This is a genomic window from Caulobacter sp. GW821-FHT10E02, from assembly GCF_059415225.1.
Genome location: NZ_JBWKMV010000002.1, coordinates 574520 through 593503 on the forward strand (window position 1 = coordinate 574520; position 18984 = coordinate 593503).

The 18984-nt window shown below is 66.9% G+C and carries 15 protein-coding genes; 7 read left to right on the forward strand and 8 right to left on the reverse strand.

Annotated elements, in window-relative coordinates; all coding sequences use genetic code 11:
• Window positions 1-318 precede the first annotated feature (318 nt).
• The 3 genes from AC07NI_RS12470 (at window position 319) to AC07NI_RS12480 (ending at window position 5987) form a co-directional block, all read left to right on the forward strand.
• Window positions 319-2133: an ATP-dependent nuclease gene (locus AC07NI_RS12470; protein ID WP_494619289.1), complete on the forward strand. Its 1815-nt coding sequence runs from the start codon at window positions 319-321 to the stop codon at window positions 2131-2133.
• Between the two features lie 1259 nt (window positions 2134-3392).
• A complete protein-coding gene (locus tag AC07NI_RS12475) occupies window positions 3393-3677 on the forward strand; it encodes a hypothetical protein (protein ID WP_494619294.1) in 285 nt (94 codons plus the stop codon).
• Window positions 3678-3881: 204 nt separating this feature from the next.
• Window positions 3882-5987, forward strand: coding sequence for a TonB-dependent receptor plug domain-containing protein (locus AC07NI_RS12480; RefSeq protein WP_494619298.1), 2106 nt, complete (start codon window positions 3882-3884; stop codon window positions 5985-5987).
• A gap of 16 nt (window positions 5988-6003) precedes the next feature.
• On the opposite strand, the gene pgi is transcribed toward AC07NI_RS12480, so the two are convergent.
• A complete protein-coding gene (gene pgi, locus AC07NI_RS12485) occupies window positions 6004-7623 on the reverse strand; it encodes a glucose-6-phosphate isomerase (RefSeq protein ID WP_494619302.1) in 1620 nt (539 codons plus the stop codon).
• Between the two features lie 106 nt (window positions 7624-7729).
• On the opposite strand from pgi, the gene AC07NI_RS12490 reads away from it, so the two are divergent.
• Window positions 7730-8224, forward strand: coding sequence for a hypothetical protein (locus tag AC07NI_RS12490; protein WP_494619304.1), 495 nt, complete (start codon window positions 7730-7732; stop codon window positions 8222-8224).
• Here the strand turns inward: AC07NI_RS12490 and AC07NI_RS12495 are convergent.
• Window positions 8221-8835: a thioredoxin family protein gene (locus AC07NI_RS12495; protein WP_494619309.1), complete on the reverse strand. Its 615-nt coding sequence runs from the start codon at window positions 8833-8835 to the stop codon at window positions 8221-8223. The genes AC07NI_RS12490 and AC07NI_RS12495 overlap by 4 nt on opposite strands.
• A 172-nt stretch (window positions 8836-9007) precedes the next feature.
• Here AC07NI_RS12495 and AC07NI_RS12500 point away from each other — a divergent pair, with 172 nt between their 5' ends.
• Window positions 9008-9739: a DUF1353 domain-containing protein gene (locus tag AC07NI_RS12500; RefSeq protein WP_494619312.1), complete on the forward strand. Its 732-nt coding sequence runs from the start codon at window positions 9008-9010 to the stop codon at window positions 9737-9739.
• Window positions 9740-9747: 8 nt separating this feature from the next.
• On the opposite strand, the gene AC07NI_RS12505 is transcribed toward AC07NI_RS12500, so the two are convergent.
• On the reverse strand, window positions 9748-11895 hold the full coding sequence (locus tag AC07NI_RS12505) for a protein-disulfide reductase DsbD family protein (RefSeq protein WP_494619314.1): 2148 nt from the start codon (window positions 11893-11895) through the stop codon (window positions 9748-9750).
• A gap of 113 nt (window positions 11896-12008) precedes the next feature.
• On the opposite strand from AC07NI_RS12505, the gene AC07NI_RS12510 reads away from it, so the two are divergent.
• Window positions 12009-12401 (forward strand): hotdog family protein, encoded by a 393-nt coding sequence (locus tag AC07NI_RS12510; protein WP_494619320.1) that lies wholly within the window; start codon window positions 12009-12011, stop codon window positions 12399-12401.
• A gap of 68 nt (window positions 12402-12469) precedes the next feature.
• On the opposite strand, the gene AC07NI_RS12515 is transcribed toward AC07NI_RS12510, so the two are convergent.
• Together AC07NI_RS12515 and AC07NI_RS12520 are read right to left on the reverse strand one after the other, a co-directional pair.
• Window positions 12470-13270, reverse strand: a complete 801-nt coding sequence (locus tag AC07NI_RS12515; RefSeq protein WP_494619322.1) for a SapC family protein — start codon at window positions 13268-13270, stop codon at window positions 12470-12472.
• A gap of 275 nt (window positions 13271-13545) precedes the next feature.
• Window positions 13546-15585, reverse strand: a complete 2040-nt coding sequence (locus AC07NI_RS12520; RefSeq protein WP_494619325.1) for a TonB-dependent receptor — start codon at window positions 15583-15585, stop codon at window positions 13546-13548.
• Window positions 15586-15729: 144 nt separating this feature from the next.
• On the opposite strand from AC07NI_RS12520, the gene AC07NI_RS12525 reads away from it, so the two are divergent.
• Window positions 15730-16554, forward strand: a complete 825-nt coding sequence (locus AC07NI_RS12525; protein WP_494619327.1) for an acid phosphatase — start codon at window positions 15730-15732, stop codon at window positions 16552-16554.
• Here the strand turns inward: AC07NI_RS12525 and AC07NI_RS12530 are convergent.
• Genes AC07NI_RS12530 through AC07NI_RS12540 form a run of 3 tightly spaced genes read right to left on the reverse strand, consistent with a single transcriptional unit; the run spans window position 16551 to window position 18954 of the window.
• Window positions 16551-17078, reverse strand: a complete 528-nt coding sequence (locus AC07NI_RS12530; RefSeq protein WP_494619331.1) for a GNAT family N-acetyltransferase — start codon at window positions 17076-17078, stop codon at window positions 16551-16553. The genes AC07NI_RS12525 and AC07NI_RS12530 overlap by 4 nt on opposite strands.
• Window positions 17075-17953, reverse strand: coding sequence for an N-carbamoylputrescine amidase (gene aguB / locus AC07NI_RS12535; protein ID WP_494619333.1), 879 nt, complete (start codon window positions 17951-17953; stop codon window positions 17075-17077). Before aguB ends, AC07NI_RS12530 begins: the two co-directional genes overlap by 4 nt.
• The gene (locus AC07NI_RS12540; RefSeq protein ID WP_494619335.1) at window positions 17953-18954 is read right to left on the reverse strand and encodes an agmatine deiminase family protein; all 1002 of its coding nucleotides are present in this window, start codon (window positions 18952-18954) and stop codon (window positions 17953-17955) included. The genes aguB and AC07NI_RS12540 overlap by 1 nt, the downstream gene beginning before the upstream one ends.
• Window positions 18955-18984 lie beyond the last annotated feature (30 nt).

Below are 18984 nucleotides of genomic sequence, written 5' to 3' on the forward strand. Positions count from 1 at the left end.
CCATCCGCTAGGCGGGGCTCTGGCTGGGTCGCTCGGCTTTAGAGCGCGCGGACCCGGCCGATCCCGCGAGGCGAGGTCGGATGGTGGTGGCAGCCGTGATGGTGCGGCAGGCGGGTCATTGCGGGTGGGGGTTTAGCGGATGAGGGGCGTGGGGGGAAGGGGTGAGAAGAGAGCATGCTCACCCTTCACCGAACTCAATCCAAGACCGCCCCCTAAGATACACGACATTGTAGCGCCGAGCTATCAGCGCACCTAGCATGCGAGGCTAAATCGGCGAGACATAAGCGCGCCTTCTCGTCGTAGATAGCAGGGGGACAGATGCGTCTGATCAGTGCACGGGTTCAAGGCTTTCAGTCGTTCAAAGACTCCGGCACCATCGCCTTTTCAGATGGCGTCAATCTGATCATTGGCCAGAACAATGCTGGGAAAAGCGCTTTCCTCAGAGCATTACTACCAAGCCTGCCCGATGATAGACACCGAACCCCCGATAGATGGGAAAACTATCGGCTACCGGGAGTTCTCGTAAGCTTTGAAATCGAAACTTCAGGAAAAGAACTAGAAGGATGGGCGCTTCAATCAAACAGTAATCATTACATACCGATAATTAACACTAACAATATCGAAACATTTCATAAAGATTTCTTCTCAATTAAATCAATTATATTTAATGTTCAAAGATCTCCAGCAACCCCATTTAGATCCGAACACCCCTCGCACCAACTTTTTACAATTCCACCCGGCGGCACGGCTTATTGCGCCCTGATCACCGCTACAAACGGAGAAATTGGCCCCGCGAGCCCACAAGCAACCAGCGCCGACACCCTCCCCAATCTCGTTTGGGAAGGATGGAATCGGGACATGTTCCATTTCGCGGCGGAACGCATGACAATTGGCGAGGCCCCAGCCGGCTACGCTAATAGACTAACTCAAAACGCCTCCAACCTACCCAATGTACTTCACAGCTTAGCAAATGAGCGGGGGGATATATTCGCACGCCTAGTCGATCATCTTAGAGAAATATTCTCAACGGTCGGCAACTTAAGCGTTCGAACTAAACCGGAAAACAACGCTTTAGAGGTTAGGGTTTGGCCAACAGAAGCCATGGCGAGAGTAGAGCTTAGCTTCCCCTTGAACTCTAGCGGAACGGGCGTCTCTCAGGTCATCGCACTGCTAACTGCGATCATGACTCTAGATCAGGCCGTCTTTATAATCGACGAAATTAACAGCTTCCTTCACCCTGCGGCAGTTAAAAGCCTGCTCAGAATTCTACAATCTCGATACAATCACCACCAGTACATCATCTCCACACATGCGCCAGAAGTCATAGGATTCAGCAATCCAAAAACACTGCATCTAGCGAAACGTAGCGGCTATGAGTCGACGATCGAAAAACTTGATCTGGCAGAGGTAGGAAAATTCCGAGAAATCGCAGAGCACCTAGGCGTATCCATGGCGGATGTATTTGCTGCCGACCGCGTCATATGGGTGGAAGGACCAACCGAAGAGCTGTGCTTCCCCTATATATATCAACGCCTACGCGGCCCGATGCCCAAAGGAACCATCATAACCTCGGTGGTGGCAACCGGTGACTTCAACGCGCGCCGCCGCGATCGAGAGATCGTCTACGAGGTCTACCAACGGCTCAGCGCCGCTGCAGCCACACTCGTCGTAGCGGTCGCCTTCAGCTTTGACACCGAAAAGCTGAAGGAGGCGGAGATGGCGGAAATGCAGCGCAACTCAAAAGGGCTTCTGCACTTCCTGCCTCGACGACACTTCGAATGTTACCTGATTGACCCAGGCGCTATCGCCGAACTCATCAATAGTAAAGATTCGGCCTCGCCTAGCCCGACGAGCGCCGAGGTGGTCGAGGCGGAAATCGCTTTGGCGGCAAGCGAGCGCCCCTTTTCTACCTCCGACTGGAAGGGAGACATACACGATCCGAACTGGCTCGCGACTGTGGACGCTGCAAATCTGATCGATGCCGTATGCGCAAAAATCTCGGACAGTAGGGTGACCTTCAACAAGAAGGACGATTCCCTGTTTTTGGTGCGCTATGTCCTTGATAACTATCCGGATAACCTTGCGTTACTGGGTGCTTACGTGAACGATCTGGTGGAGGCTACCTCTCCGTAACCCTCCACGGGGCAGCGCCCTCCTTAAATCTCACGGCGAGACGATCGCAGGGCTGATCAGGTCACTCAAGGACCGCCCTCCGGGCGGCCGCCGCGCGGCGACGCAGAGCGTCGTCCTTGACTGACCTGATCAGCCCTGCACGCTGCAGCCTCCAAGAGATGTAAGGGGCGCGCCGACCTCGGGGAGGTCGGGCGGCGGTAGGGGACTTGCTCCGCCCTTTCCTATTCTTCCGTCATTCCCGCCCTTGTGGCGGGAACCCCTGGTTCAGTGGGCACGTGAGGCGACTTGGCGGGCTGGTCCGCCACACCGCTGCCCTTGCGGCGGACAGAGGGGTTCCCGCCACAAGGGCGGGAATGACGGTGGTTTTGGGGTTGGGCGCGGCGCCTGACGGAACCCCTCTCTCATGGAGAGAGGGCGGGGCCCGCGCCGTAGGCGTGGGAGGGTGAGTGGGTAGGCGAAGCCCGTGGACGACCTTGGCGCTGTTGCGGAGTCCGTGCCGGCACGCCGGCTAGCGGTGTAACCACTCACCCTCCCAAGCTTCGCTGGGCCCCTCCCTCTCTCTAAGAGAGAGGGGATTGGGGGCGCTGTATCCTCGGCATTCGCAAGATCGAACCTCACAAAATCAAGCGCTTGTCGATTTTACGCACCGCTGAATGATCCGCGCTCAGAACCGCCCCCATACTCATAGCCATCCCCGTCGCGGGGGAGGGCGTTTGGATCCGGCCCAAGACGGCGGCGGGGGTAGGTTGAGCGGGGCCGCTGGCGGTTCCTGGAGGCTCGAAGGCCGTCGCATCTGTACTCTTCAGGCAGATCGGCTGGCGAACGGGCAGCTTCCGGGATCAAGGCCGCGAGCGGAGCGACAGGGCGGTGATCGTATAAGCCGCCTATCGTGGATCGTCGGGGTCGAGACGGATGTAGCCGATCGACTTGGTCCGCGCCCGTCCGGGGGCTAGTGGGGACCCGAGCTGAAATACGCTCACGCCTCCCATCCTCACGGGCAAGAACAGCCTGGCGGAGCGGTCGTCCGAGCCGAAACACACAAACCATCACGGTCTCCGGGTTCGCCCGGCCGCTCCGTCGCCTCCCCACACACCTTCAGCGGCTGCGCCGCGTGAAGATGCTCCCCCGTGTCACGGGGGAGTTGTCGCGGAGCGACTGAGGGGGCCAGCACGGCCTATGCCCAGTTCGCCCCCTCCGGCCCTTCGGGCCACCTCCCCCGCAACGCGGGGGAGGATCAACAGGAGACAGGAGCCCCCCCCATGCCCAAGTCCAAGCCCCCGCGCCGCAAGCGTCCGCGCCACGTCGCCTCCCGCACCCGCTCGTTGCTCGACTTCTACGACGACCTGGAGCGCCTCACCGCCAAGGCCGAGCGCGAGACTGAAGCGCTGGCCAGCAAGGTCCCGGCCGAGGAGCTGGCGATCATGCGGGCGACCTGCGCCGAGAACCGGCGGATCTTCGCCGAGGGCCGGGCTGACCTGCTGGCGCCCAGCCGCACCCCGGTGCTGGACCGCCTGGCGACCGAGGCGCGGAAGCGCGCCAAGTAACCACTGTTCAGACGCGATCTTTCCTTGGTCTGTAAATGCTTTCTTAAGTCAAACCCGGATCGGGGCCAGACTTATCCACATGGGCGCTCGGTATAGAAACATGAACGCCCTGTAATATAACCTAGAAGTAATGCACATTTCGGTCTTGTAACTTGAGATGAACACCCTAGCCCGGCACTGCTTCCCCCACAGAGGGGAACGTTGATGACCAAGACCATGCTGATGGCCACCGCGGCCATGTTCTGCATCGCCAGTGCGGCTCACGCCGGCGAAGCGGACAAGCCGACCACGGCCCCCGCGCCCGCCGGCCAGGAAGCCGCCCAGACGCCGGTTCCGACCGGCCCGACCGACAAGGCGCCGCTGGACGATTCCAGCCAGCGCGGGGTGCTGGTGTTCCAGCCGGAGTTCTTCGCGGCCCAACGTCCCAACACCGCCCTGGACATGGTCCAGCGCGTGCCGGGCTTCATCATCAACGACGGCGCGGGCACGCGCGGCTTCGAGGGCGCGGTCGGCAACATCCTGATCAACGGCGACCGCCCGGCGTCGAAGAACGACACCGGCTCGAACGTCATGGGCCGCACCCCGGCCGACCGGGTCGAGCGCATCGAGCTGATCCGCGGCGGCGCCCCCGGCATCGACATGCAGGGCTATTCGGTGATCGTGAACGTGATCCTGAAGAAGGGCGCCAGCAAGCAGTCGATCCTGACCTGGAACGCCATGATCTTCGACGGCGGCCACGACATCTACGGCGGCAGCTACCAGTTCAACAACACCAACGGCGACAAGACCTGGAGCGTCACGCTCAGCGACGGCATGGGCAGCAGTGACAGCAACGGCCCGGGCACCAACGTGCGCCACGACGGGACCGGCAAGCTGATCCGCGACGAGAAGTTCATCAACGACGGCTACGGCGGCGGGCGCGGCGTCCGCGGCAACTTCTCGACCCCGTTCAAGGGCGGCAAGCTGGAAGGCACCGCGCGCTACGGCGTCAACGACTGGCAGCAGTGGCAGCAGCTGACCTCGCCCACGGCCCTGCGCCGCAGCGACTATGCCGAGGAGAGCCACACCACCGAGCTGGGCCTGACCTATACCCGCCCGCTGGCGCCGAAATGGAACCTCGAGACGCGGGCCATGTTCACGGGCGAGAACTTCGACAACGCCTCGACCAGCGACGAGACCCTGAGCGGGACCAAGAGCCCGCAGCAGCGCTTCACCGCCGACGGCGACAGCTCGGAATCGATCCTGCGCGGCCTGGTGCGCCACGACTTCTCCAAGTCCCTGACCCTCGAGGCGGGCGGCGAAGTGGCCTACAACATGCTGGACGTGAAGCAGGCCTACAGCGTCGGCGGCGTGGGCGTGGCCCTGCCCAGCGCCTCGGTCAAGGTCGAGGAGCTGCGCGGCGAGGCCTTCACCAAGGCCACCTGGCGCGTGAACCCCAAGCTGACGATCGAGGGCGGCCTGCGCCTGGAGAAGTCGACGATCAAGCAGTCGGGCGACGCCGAGAACGAGAAGAGCTTCTTCTACCCCAAGCCCCGGTTCATGGCGACGTGGACGCCGATGGCCGACAACCAGTTCCGCTACCGCTTCGAGCGCGAGCTGGGCCAGCTGGACTTCGAGGACTTCGCCGCCTCGTCGGACCTGGAGGACCAGACCGTCTATGGCGGCAATGTCGACCTCAAGCCCGAGCAGCGCTGGATCAACGAGATCAGCTACGAGCGCCGCTTCTGGGGCCAGGGCATCGTCTCGATCGCCTATCGCCACGACGAGATCATCGGCGTGATCGACCGCCTGCCGCTGCCCAACAACCTGTCGGCGACGGGCAATATCGGCGACGGCACGCTGGACCGCCTGTCTCTGAACATCGTGATCCCCACCGACAAGCTGGGCATCAAGGGCGGCCGGTTCACGTTCAAGAACGACTGGAACGAGACCCACGTGAAGGATCCGACGACCGGCAAGGATCGTCCGATCACCCAGGTGCGTCCGACCCAGGCCAATATCGGCTTCCAGCAGGACATCGTCACCTGGAAGACCCAGTGGGGCATCAACTGGCTGCCGCTGCTGGGCCAGGGCACCTATGACGTCGACCAGACCAATGTCTGGCGCGGCTCGAACTATTACGAGGCCTTCGTCGAGTACAAGCCGACCACGACCCTGGCGATCCGCACCCAGCTGAACATCTGGGACGACTACACCATCCGCCGCACGGTCTTCTCGAACCGCGCGCCGGAGCGGGCCGTGGCCTATGTCGAGGACCGCGCGATCAACCCGCGGACCTTCGTGTCGATCCGGGTGCGGAAGACGTTCTAAGCGCCCGGTCGGGCGGCTACTTGCGTAGCCGCTCGATCAGCGCCGTGGTCGACGGGTCATGCTGGCCCGTCGCGCCGCTTTCCAGTTCGGGCAGGATGCGGTTGGCCATCACCTTGCCCAGCTCGACGCCCCACTGGTCGAAGCTGTTGATCCCCCAGATCACGCCTTCGACGAAGGTCTTGTGCTCGTAGAGCGCGATCAGGGCGCCGAAGGTCTGGGGCGTCAGGCGCTCCAGCACCACCAGGGTCGAGGGCCGGTTGCCGGCGAAGGTCCGCTGCGGGGCCAGGGTCGCGATCTCGGCTTCGGAGACGCCCTTGCCTTGCAGCTCGGCGACCACGTCCTCGGTCGAGCGGCCGACCATGAAGGCCTCGGCCTGGGCCAGCAGGTTCGACAGCAGCTTCTCGTGCATGCCGGCCGGACCTTCGTCCGACTTGGCGACGCCGATCAGCTCCATGGGCGTGATGTCCGTGCCCTGGTGCATGCACTGGAAATAGGCGTGCTGGACATTGGTGCCCTCGTCGCCGAACACCACGGTCGCCGTGCCGCGCTGGGCCGGCTGACCGTTCGGACCGACCGACTTGCCGTTGCTCTCCATCTCCAGCTGCTGGAGGAACGACGCCAGGCGGCGCAGGCGGTGCGAATACGGAACGACCGAGCGGGCGCGACGGTCCAGGCCATTGCGGTTGAAGATCTGGGCCAGGGCCACCAGCACCGGCGCGTTCTTCACCAGCGGCGCGCTGCGGAAGTGCTCATCCATGGCCGCGCCGCCGTCCAGGAAGCCCTGGAAAGCGTCCCAGCCGGCCGCGACGGCGACCGACAGGCTCACCGACGACCACAGCGAATAGCGGCCGCCGACCCAGTCCCAGAAGCCGAACACGCGGTCGTCGGGCACGCCGAACGCGGCGGTCTTGTCCAGCGCGGTCGAGATGGCGGCCAGGTGCTGGTTCGCGCCGGCCTCGCCCAGGGCCTCGACCAGCCAGGCGCGGGCGGCGCCGGCATTGGCCAGGGTCTCCTGCGTCGTGAAGGTCTTGGAGACGACGATGACCAGGGTCTCTTCCGGGTCCATGTCCGCCGTCGTCAGGGCGAACTCGGCGCCGTCGACATTGGCGATGAAACGCAGGTCGATCTGGGTCTTCACCGGGCGCAGGGCATCCCACAGCAGGCGCGGACCCAGGTCCGAACCACCGATGCCGATGTGCAGGATCGCCTTGAACGGCTTGCCGGTCGCGCCCTTGATCGCGCCCGACCGGACGGCCTCGGCGAAGGCCTTCATCCGGACGCGGACGCCTTCGACATCGGCCATGACCGACTGGCCACCGACCTTGAAATCGGCGTCGGCCGCAGCGCGCAGCGCCGTGTGCAGCACCGCGCGGCCCTCGGACGAATTGATCGCCTCGCCGCCGAACATCCGGGCGCGGGCGCCTTCGACATCGGCCGCGTGGGCCAGGTCGAGGGCGGCTTCCAGGCCGGCCTCGTCCCAGGCCTGCTTGGACAGGTCGAGATGCAGGCCGGCGACGTCCAGGGTCAGCAGCTCCAGCCGTTCCGGCTCGGCCGCGAAGAAGTCGACGATGCGCTGTTCGCCCGCGGCCTTGGCGGCGGTTTCCAGGCGGGTCCAGGCGGCGTCGAGATCGGCCATGAGCAGTCCTCTGAAATTTGGTAAATCGCTGTTTACGGAACGGGGCTTATCAAACGGCTGCCGCCACGTCATGGCAGACCAATGACGTTTTTTGCGGGAGTACCAGATGTCCTGTGACGCCGTCGCCTTTTCCGCCATGCTTTGGATGGCTTCGTTCAATCCGGGGCAGGCCGCTGGCCCCGCGCCGGCGGTTGCCCAGCAGCCGGTGCTGCCGCAATCGGTCGCCGGCGAGCCCCTGTTCCAGGACATCGTCAAGCGCGCCAAGCAGCTGAAGGCCGAGGCCGAAGCCTACCGCCAGGGCCTGGCCAAGGCCGACCCGGCGGCCGCGGCGACCAAGCTGAAGAACTTCGACGCCTTCTCCGCCAAGATCGGCGACCTGTCAGCGCTGGACATGAAGGGCCACGTGACCCTGAAGGAGCGCGGCGCGGTCGACGACCTCAAGTGCATCCTGCGCGGCATCAGCCAGGACCTGCCCGAGAAGCTCACGGCGGTCACGGCGGCCACGACGATCAAGGCCCAGGACCTGGCCCTGCGCGACATGGTCTATCTGCTGAACGACAATGTCGAAGTGATCACCGCGCCGCCCCAACCGGCGGCCTAAGCGTCCTTGTATTTCACCGAGCAGCCGTAGGGCGTCGCGAACGGCGTGGCGACCTTACGGCCGGCCTTCACATCGGCGAGCGCCGCGGCGACCAGGTTCTTGGCCTTGCCCAGGTCCTCGACCTTGGCCGTCGGGATGTCGTCGATCGCGCCCTCGTAGACGACGGCGCCGGTCTTATCGATGACGAACATGTGCGGCGTGGTCTTGGCCTTGTAGGCCGTGGCGACCTTGTTATCGCCGTCCAGCAGCAGCGCCGTCGGCTTGGCCCCCTTGGCCTCCATCCAGGTCTTGGCGGCGGGCCCGTCGAAATAGCCCTGCTTCCCGGGGGCGGACGAAGCAATGGTCAGCCACACCACGCCATCGGCGCGAGCGGCCTGCTGCAGGCCCTGCATGTTCCCCGAATAGTGCTTGCGGACATAGGGGCAGCCTTCGTTGACCCACTCCAGCACCACCGTCTTGCCGCGGAACTCCGATAGCGAACGGGTCTTGCCGTCGGCGTCGACGGCGGTGAAGTCGGGCGCGGGCTTGGCCCAAGCAATACTGGGAGCGATGGTCGGGACGAGCGCGGCCAGCGGCAGGGCGGCGGCGACGAGACGGCGTGTGATCGACATGTCGGTTCTCCAGCTCCAGAACTCCCCCGCCGGGACCTTCTCACGGATCGTCGGTTTGCGAAACGGTCGCAGGATCTATCCTGACGACTGTCGAAACTCCGCCATTCTTGCTTGATCCAATGGGCTCCGGCGCTCAGAAGATCGCCCAGTCCTCCCCTGCTCTCTCGGCTCGATGTCCCGCACCAAGACCCTCGCCGCCGTCATCGGCTCCGGCCTGCTCCTCGCCGCCTGCGCCAGCGAGACGAACACCACCGTCTTCGTGCCGGTCGTCGCGCCCGTGCTTCCCAGCTCGCTGACGCCGCAGCCGATCATGCTGTTCAACCAGACCAAGGACGGCCGCAAGCTGTTCACCCTGGACGCCGAGTTCCCCTATTGCGACGTCGAGACGGGCAAGGTGATCGTGGTGCCGCGCTGGTACGTCACCGACTTCGCCAGCGTGCCCTGGTACGGCCAGGGCTTCGTCGACCCGCAGGGCCCGACCGCCCGCGCCGCCATCGTCCACGACTGGCTCTACACTCTGGGCGAGCCGGGCAAGCGCGAAGAGGCCGACCAGATCTTCCTGCGGGCGATGCTGAAATACGGCGTGACGCCGTTCCAGGCCAACCTGGCCTATCAGGCCGTGCGGCTGGGCGGCGAGAAGGGCTACGGCCTGCCGACCGACTGGCGCTTCGTCGACCCCAAGCGCCAGGACCTCGTGCAGCCCGCGCCGTTCGCCAAGCCGCGCACCGGCATGGTCCGCTACCTGCCCAAGTGCCAGGGCTTCGGCGCGCTGATCCAGACCGGCTGGCGCGCCTATCCGGTCAAGACCGCCGCCCCGGTGATCCCGCCGCCGCTGGTCGTGACCAAGACCCCGCTGGACAAGGTCAAGGACAAGCTGCCGTTCGGGAACGAGAAGAAGAAGTAGCGGGAGCCTTAGGCCCCCGCCTTCTCGATCGCCTCGATCACCAGGCCCTCGGTCAGCAGCTGAGGCAGGATGACCGGCGCGCCGCCGCTCTTCGGATAGACCACGTACAGCGGCACGCCGACGCGGTCGAACTCGGCCAGGGCCTTGGCGATGGCCGGATCACGATTGGTCCAGTCGGCCTTCAGATAGACCGCGTTCTTGGCCTTGAAGGTCTCGGCGACCTTCGCGCCCGACAGCGCGACCTTCTCATTGACCTGGCAGGTCACGCACCAGGCGGCGGTGAAGTCGACCAGGATCGGACGACCGGCGGCTTGGAGTTCTTTCACCTTCTCCGGCGACCAGGCCTCGGCGGCCAGACCCGGGCCCGACGGCGCGGCTTCACCCGCGACGGCGGCGGTCGGCGGCTTGGCGGCCAAAGCGGCGGAGGCGCCCAGCGCGATGGCGCCAACCAGCGCCAGCAGGGCGATCACGGTCGAGACCACCCCGCCCTTGCCCGCCGCGCGACGGTTCTGGGCCACGCCGTAGAGCCAGGCCCCGAACGCGGCCAGCACGCCGGCGGCCAACAGTTGGCCCAGGGCGATCGGGCCCGACTGCTGGGCGAACACCCAGGCCAGCCACAAGGCCGCGCCGTACATCGGGAAGGCCAGGCCCTTCTTCAGCACGTCCATCCAGGCGCCGGGACGCGGCAGCAGCTTCAGCAGGCCCGGGATGAAGGCCACGGCCACGAACGGGGCGGCGAAGCCCAGGGCCAGGGCCAGGAACACCGCCAGCGAGATGACCGGCGGCTGGGTCAGGGCATAGCCCAGGGCCCCGGCCATGAACGGCGCGGTGCACGGTGCGGCCACGACGACGGCGAGAGCCCCGGTGAAGAAGGCCCCGGTCGCGCCGCCCTGGGACGAGGCGCCCGAGCCGACGTTCTGCACCGAGGTCCCGATCTCGAACACGCCCGACATGTTCAGGGCGACCAGCAGCATCAGCAGGCCCAGGCCCGCGATGACCAGCGGCGACTGCAACTGGAAGCCCCAGCCCACCGCCGCGCCACCGGCCCGCACGACCAGCAGCAGACCGGCCAGGGCCAGGAAGGTCGCCACGACGCCCAGCAGGAACACCAGGCCCTGCAGGCGGGTCTTGCCGGCGTCGTGGGCGTGGCCGGCCAGGCTGGCGGCCTTCATCGACAACACGGGGAACACGCACGGCATCAGGTTCAGGATCAGCCCGCCGACGAAGGCGAACAGCAGGGCGCCGACCAGACCGCCCGAGGCTTCGCCCGATTTGGTCTCGGCCGGCGGCGGCCCCATGCCGGCGGCGGTCGCCGGCGGCTCGCCCGGCGTCGCGGTGACCTCCCAGGCCCCGGCCTTGGTCGAGATCACGCCGGCCACCTCGGTCGGAGGCGTCCCGCCGCCGACGAAATCGTAGCCCGGCTTCAGCGACAGGGTCAGGCCCTCGTGGCCGCGATCGACCACCTGGTCGGCGGCGTGCTCGATGGCCTTGGGCGAATAGGGGAAGAAATAGGCCCCGGCCATGTCGGCGCCCTTCAGCGGGCCGCCGGTGACGGCCAGCTTCAGGGTCTGGCCATCGAGCTTGAACACCGCCTTCAGCCCGGCCGGCTTGGGCGCCTTGGCCAGGACGTCGCCGACAACCGCGCCCCACTTGGCGTCGGCGGCCGGCGCGGCCACGACCGGCAGCAGCAGGGAGAGCTTGGCCTCCTCCGGCACACAGACGTCCTTGCAGACGAGATAGAAGACGTCGGCGGACAGGCTGATCGTGGTCCCGACCTGAGCATCGGCCGCCGCCGTGATCGGCACGGGGATCAGCACCTCGCCCTCGTAGGCGTAGTCCAGCAGCGGGCCCAGCTTGGCGACCTGGGGCGTCGGCCAGACCATGTCGCCGGCCTTCCAGCCGGCCGGCAGGGTCCAGGTGATCTTGGTCGCCTCGCCCGCATCGCCCGGATTGCGCCAATAGGTGTGCCACTCGGGGATGATCTTCTGGCGCAGGGCCACATAGACCGTGCCGCCGGGCGCGATGCCGGTCTCCTGGGACACCAGTTCGGACTCGATATGTCCGGAATTGACCACCGGCCCGGCCAGCGCTGCGCCGGCCAGGAAACTCGCGGCCAGCAAGGCTTGCAGGGCGAGGACGGCTCTCTTGAGGAACATGCGCGGATCCGGGGGAACAAACGACGGCGGACGAACACATGGCCCGGCCAAGTTGGCTCGACAATGGCCAAGACGCGGCCGACAGTCGATTAGGGAATCAAACGGAGCCGCCCATGCCTGCCGCCTTCGACGACATCGAGATCGGCCAGGTCGTGAACCTGGGCTCGCGGGCCGTGGACGGGAAGGCCCTGGACGCGTTCATCGCCGCCTTCACCCCCGGCTGGCCGATCGAGAACGGCGCCCCCGACGGCATGGTCTTCGCCATCTGGACCCGCCTCGACGGCGAGGCCAGCGCCGCCTGGCCGCAGACCAAGCGCCTGGGCGTCGACGCCCTGCGCTGGATGCGCAACCCGCCCGTCGGCGAGTTGCTGCGCGGCCGCATGACCGTGATGGGCAAGGACCCGGTCGGCGAGGGCAAGGGCATCGTCATCGCCCAGCACGACCTCCTCGACGAGGCCGGCCGCCTGGTCTTCTCGTGCCTGACCCGCAGCATCTTCGCGCGGTAGCATCGACCAAAGAAAAAGGCGGCGGAGCCTAAGCCCCGCCGCCTCTCGTCTTCAGCTGTCGCCGAGCCTTAGTTCAGGCTCGTGGCGGCGGCTTGGGCTTCGGCCTGACGCATCACGGTCTTGTTGACCAGACGGTCCCAACCCAGCAGCGACACCAGGTGCGCGTAGATCTGGGCCAGGGCGCCGTTTTCCTGCAGTTCCTTCAGCTTGGCGGCCGGCAGGGCGTTCAGCTTCTCTTCCGAGACGCCGTAGTATTCGGCGACCGTGACGAGGTCGCCCGAGGCGGCGCCGGTTTCGTCCTGCGGCTGGAAGGTGGCCTTCTTCAGCTCGAACAGGTCCAGCTCCTTCAGCAGCGAGATGAAGTTGTCGGTGCGGCGGCGCTCCAGCTCGAAGTCGTCGCAGAACTTGATGCAGTTCTGGGTGTACTCGGTCGGCTCGCCCTTGGCGTCGAACAGCGGGGTGTCGCCCTTTTCCGACAGCAGGTCCGAACCGCGGTCGATGCAGACGATCAGGCGGTCTTGCGTGTCGTCATTGGCCAGCACGAACGGATAGCGGCGGATATAGGCCGGGATGTAGACGTTCGGCTCGACGGCGCCCTCGGGGCTGATGAACAGGTTCTCGGCGTTGTTCAGGCCCATGACGGCCAGCGGCACGCGGTCTTCGCCGGCGAAGATCACCGGGAAGGTCAGGGCGGCCGGACCGAATTCCGAGACGGTCAGCGGCACGGCGGTGCCGGCGGCGGCGAAGCCGTACGGGTTTTCCTTGTGGACCAGGGCCAGCTTGGCGTGTTGCTCGCGGTTCAGCGGCTCCGGCGAATTGTAGAACAGGACGTTGCCGGAGATTTCGCCGGTGGACTGGGTCGTGGTCATGAACAGCTCTACGACAGAATAGGAAACGGACGCTCGAACGCTTCAAGACGACCGCAAAGGCTCGGCGTTCTAGCCGATCCAACGGGAACCGGCAATCTAGGCCGCTGTCATAGCAAGACTCGACGACCGTTATTCACCGGCCGCGCGAGCCGTTAAGCTTGATATCCGCCCCGTGGGGCGAACCGCAGTCCGGAGCCCGGCGGCAGGGGCCAGGCTCCGGCGCGCGGCGGGACCTCTCTCTGGGGCTGGTCGAGAGGCCCGCTCTTCGCCCGGGCTTAGAAGCGCCAGGCGAAACCGGCGCGGACCGAACGGCCCGGCGAAGGCGCGAAGTCCTTCAGGAACGAGACGTGCTCGCGGATGGTCTCGTTGGTCAGGTTGCGGCCGTCGATGAACAGGCGCAGGCCGGAGTCGGCGATCGGCTTGTAGGTCACCATGGCGTTGACCGCGGTATAGGCGTCGGTCGGCAGTTCGAAGGCCGAGACGCGGTTCTGGCTGGCCACGTGGCGGACCTCGCCCTGCACTTCCAGGCGCGAGGTGCTCCAGATGGCGCGGCCGGTCACGGCCCACGGCGGCACGCGGGCCGGGATGCCCAGGTCGGTCGAGCCGCGCACCCAGTCGTAGCTGCCTTCCAGCTTCAGCGAGCGCTCGCCCTCGCGCCAGGCGACGTACGAGGTCTCGACCTCGGCGCCGTGGAACTTGGCGTCGGTCTGGCTGTACTGGAACACCGGCAGGCCGTCTTCCTCGGCGCCCGTGCGGGCCTCCTCGATGAAGCCGTTGTACTGGGCGCCCCACAGGTGGGCCTCGGCGCGCAGGCGATCGCCGGTGTAGCGGTAGGTCGCCTCGACCGAGACCACCTTCTCCGACTTCAGGTCGGCGTCGCCGACCTCGAAGCCGCCGGTGCCCGGGTGCGGACCGTCGGCGAACAGCTCGGCCTCGGTCGGGGCGCGGCCGTTGCGCGACACCGTCAGGGCCACGAACTGGTGCTCGGCCGGCTTGTAGAACAGACCCAGCGAGCCCGAGACGTTGTTGAAGGTCTTGTCGGCGAAGCTGGTCTTCAGCTCGCGGCTGTCGAAGCGCAGGCCCGCGTCGACGCCCCAGTTCCCCTTGTCCAGGCGCTGCAGGGTGAAGACGCCGTATTCGGTGATGTCGGTCGAGGGCACGAAGGCCTCGTCGCCGATGGCCTCGAAGTGGCGCTTCAGGGCCTGGAAGCCCACCGCGCCCTGCCAGCCGTCACGCTCCTTCTGGACCAGCTCGAGGCGGCCCTCGGTGCCGTCCGACAGGAAGCGGGTGCCGACCTCGCCGCTGTCGACGCCGATCTCGGCATGCTCGTACTTGGCGTGGCCGACCGACAGGCGGACCTTGTCGAACGGACCAAGGTCGACGTCCTGCTCGCCGCGCAGGTCGTAGCGGGTCTGCTGCAGGTGGATCTCGACCGGGCCTTCGGCGGCCGGATCGATCGGGGCCAGGATCTGCTCGTAGGGCACGCCGTAGGTCGTATCGATCTTCTTGATCGAGACCCCGAAGAAGCCGCTGTCGTGCACGTACGACACGCCGGCGCCATAGGCGTCGACCTCGACGTCGGCGTTCTTGACGGTCTTGTCGGGATCGACGGTCAGGCCCTCGGAGGCGGCCAGGCGGGCCGAGACCGGCGAGCTCGGGACGTCATAGTTGCCGCTCTTGCGGTGATCGGCGTCGATGGCGAACACCAGCGGGCCCTTGCCGAACTTGGCCGAGCCATTGATCGACTTGCCGTCGTCCACCGACGAGACCGAGCCGGCCAGGCGGCCTTCGAAGCCGTTGGCCGGGGCCGACGAGGGCACGCGGTCGTCGATGACATTGACCACGCCGCCGATGCCCGAGCCGCCATAGGCCAGGGTCGAGGGGCCGCGCAGCACTTCCACCCGCGAGGCTTCGCCCGGATCGGAGGCCACCGCGTGGTCGGGCGACAGCGACGAGGCGTCGACCTGGCCGACGCCGTTCTGCAGCACCATCACCCGCGGGCCCGACAGGCCGCGGATCACCGGACGGCTGGCGCCGGGGCCGTAGAAGGTCGAGCGCAGGCCCGGCTGGCCGTTCAGCATGTCGCCCAGGCCGGCGGGCGGCAGGACGTCCAGCTTGTCGCGCGTGATGACGTTGACGCTGCTGGTCACCGTATCCAGCGACACCGCGTAGGGGGCGGCGGTGATGACGACCTTGTCGACCGCGTTAGCCTGGTCTTCGGCGGACGCGGGCGCGGCGGGCTCGGCGGCATGGGCGGAAACGGCGACGGTAAGCGCGATGAGGCTCGCTGCGGAGAAGGCGACGCGACGGAGCATGGACGGTCCTGAACGACTGAAACTTGGCCGGAGGAGCGGCCGCGATGAGTGTTATGAAATAACATATCTCTTCGTCAATCCGCTTTCGCTTGACGCACGACTTTCCCGCCGCTCTGTGGGCGAATGACCTCACGGAAGCATCCGATGTCCCGTTTCGCGTTCATCGCCGCCGTCGCCTCGGGCCTGGTCCTGGCCGGCTGTTCGGCCATCGACGGCTTGCCCAATCCGTTCGCGCACGGCGCCGCCCCGGCCGCGCAAGTGGCCACCACCCCGCCCTCGGCCGGCTGGGTAAAGCCGCCGCCGGGGTACCTCGCCGGCAATGGCGGGATCGACGCGGCGACCATCATCGGCCCGCCGCCCACGCCCGACAGCCCGCGCGGCAAGGCCGAGCGCGCCCAGTTCGACGAGACCCGCAAGCTGGTGAACACCGACGCCTGGAGCCGGGCGATCGCCGACGCCGACCTGTCGGGCAAGAACGGCATGAAGAGCTTCTCGTGCGCGGCGGGCGTCACGCTCAGCGCCGAGGCGACCCCGACCCTGGCCAACCTGCTGCTGCGCCTCACCGACGACGCGGCCAAGATCTACCAGCCGGCCAAGTCGGTCTATCAGCGTCCGCGCCCGCCGGTCGGCAACACGGCGCCGATCTGCGTGCCGCGCGAGGACTGGATCAACACCGACGGCTCCTATCCGTCCGGCCACGGCCTGATCGGCTGGGCCTGGGCCTCGGTGATCGCCGAGCTGGTCCCGGAGAAGGCGTCGCCGATCCTGGCGCGCGGCAAGGCGTTCGGCGACAGCCGCATCATCTGCGGCGTCCACTTCCAGAGCGATGTCGAGGCCGGGCGCTATCTGGGCTCGGCGCTGGTCACGCGCCTGCACGACGATCCGGGCTTCATGGCCGACCTGGCCAAGGCGCGCGAAGAGGTGGCGGCTTCGAAGGCCAAGGGCCCGCCGACGGACTGCGACGCCTAAGAGCGCGCTACGTAGATCACGTGGGCGCGGAGGGGATCATCCTCCGCCAAACCCGGATGGTCGAAGTCCCGCGCCGGGTCGTGGCTCATGCCGATCCGGCGCATGACGCTCTGCGAGGCCAGGTTCGTGCGGGCCGTGAAGGCGATGATCTCGGGCAGGCGCAAGGTCTCGAACCCATAGGCCAGCGCCGCCTTGGCCGCCTCGGTGGCGTAGCCCTGGCCCCAGGCCTCGGGATGGAAGCGCCAGCCGATCTCGACGGTCTTGGGCATCGCCATCTCGGGCGGCACCCACCAGACGCCGGTCATGCCGACCAGGCGCGTATCCGCCTGGCGCTCGACCACCCAGAAGCCGAAGCCGTGCTCGGCCTCGTGGGCCTGAACCCGGTCGACGAAGGCGTCGCTCTCGGCGCGGCTGCGCACGCCGCCCAGCCAGGCGCCGACCCGCGCGTCGCCGTTCAGGGTGGCGATGGCGTCGCGGTCGGCGTCGACCGCCGGGCGCAGGACCAGGCGGTCGGTGCTGATCACGCGGGGCGGCCGGTGGCCAAGGACGTGTAGAACTCCGGCCGGCGATCGCGGAAGAAGCCCCAGGCGGCGCGGTGCGTCGTCAGGAAGTCCAGGTCGAAGGTGGCGTTGACCAGGCCCTCGTCGGCGCGGCCCAGCTCGCTGACCAGGTCACCGCGATGGTCGGCGATGAAGCTGGAGCCGTAGAAGGTCTGGCCGCCGTTCGGATAGCCGTCCCACGGCTCGAAGCCGATGCGGTTGGCGCCGATCACCGGGATGACGTTCGAGACGGCGTGACCCTGCATGGCCCGACGCCACGGCAGGGCGGTGTCCAGGCTGGGGTCGTGCGGCTCGCTGCCGATGGCGGTCGGGTAGAACAGGGCCTCGGCGCCCATCAGGGCCATGGCGCGGGCGGCTTCCGGGTACCACTGGTCCCAGCAGATGCCGACGCCCAGGCGGCCGAAGCGCGTGTCCCAGACCTTGAAGCCGGTGTCGCCGGGCCGGAAATAGTACTTCTCCATATAGCCCGGACCGTCCGGGATATGGCTCTTGCGATAGACGCCCAGCAGCGAGCCGTCGGCGTCGGCCATGACCAGGCTGTTGAAGTAGTGCGGGCCCTCGCGCTCGTAGATCGAGATCGGGATCACCACGCCCAGCTCGCCGGCCAGCGGCGCGATGGCCTTGACCACCGGATGCTCGCGCCACGGATGGGCCTCGGCGAACCAGCGCTCTTCCTGGGCGACACAGAAGTACGGGCCCTGGAACAGCTCCGACGGCAGGATGACCTGCGCGCCCTTGGCTGCGGCTTCACGGATGAAGTGTTCGGTCTTCTTGATGTTGGCCTGCAGATCCATGCCGTACGAGGTCTGGATCGCGGCGACGCTGAGGGTGCGCGCCATTAGACGGGCTCCTGCTGGCTGATGCAGTGGAACGAACCGCCGCCGGTCAGGATGGCGGTGGACGGCAGGCCGATGACCTGGCGTTCGGGGAACAGGCCCTTGATCACCTCGACGGCGAAGGCGCCCGACTCCTCGGCGTAGATCGGCACGATGACCGCCTCGTTGGCGATCAGGAAGTTCATGTGCGAGGCCGGGATCGGCTCGCCATCCTCGTCCAGGATCAGGCCCGGCGAGGGGATGCGGGCGACCTGCAGCGGCGAGCCGCGGCTGTCGGTCATGCCGGCCAACAGGCGGGCGGTCTCGGCATAGACCTCGGCGTTCGGGTCGTCGGCGCCGAAGCCCATCGGGCAGGCCACCACGCCCGGCGCGACGAAGCGGGCCAGGTTGTCGACGTGGCCGTCGGTGTGGTCGTTCAGCAGGCCATCGCCCAGCCACAGCACCTTCTTGGCGCCCAGGGCGTCGGCGAGCGCGGACGTGGCCGAGGCCTCGTCCCAGCCGGCGTTGCGGTTGTCGTTCAGCAGGCACTGGCGGGTGGTCAGGATCGTGCCGTTGCCGTCGTGATCCAGGGCGCCGCCCTCCAGGATGAAGGTGTTGCGGACCAGCGGCGCGCCCGAGGCGGCGGCGATCTGCTCGGCGACGATGTCGTCGCCCTCCAGGCTGTACTTGCCGCCCCAGCCGTTGAACTGGAAGCCGGCCGCGCTGGCCGCGCCATTGCGGTCGACGAAGATCGGGCCGGTGTCGCGCAGCCAGATGTCGCCGAACTGGCCGCGGACGATCTCGACCGTGGTGTCGCCCAGCAGCGCGCGGGCGGCGGCCTCCGCCTCGTCGCCGACGACCATCAGGCGCACGCGCTCCCCGCCCGGACCGGCCAGGGCGCGGGCCAGATCGGCGACTTCCTGTTGCGCCTGTTCCAGATCCTCCTGCCAGAGGTCGGCGTGGCTGGGGAAACCCACCCACATGGCGCGGTGCGGAGCCCACTCGGCGGGAACGGTGACGGTCATTTCAGGGAACCCAGTGAAGGGGAGAAAAAC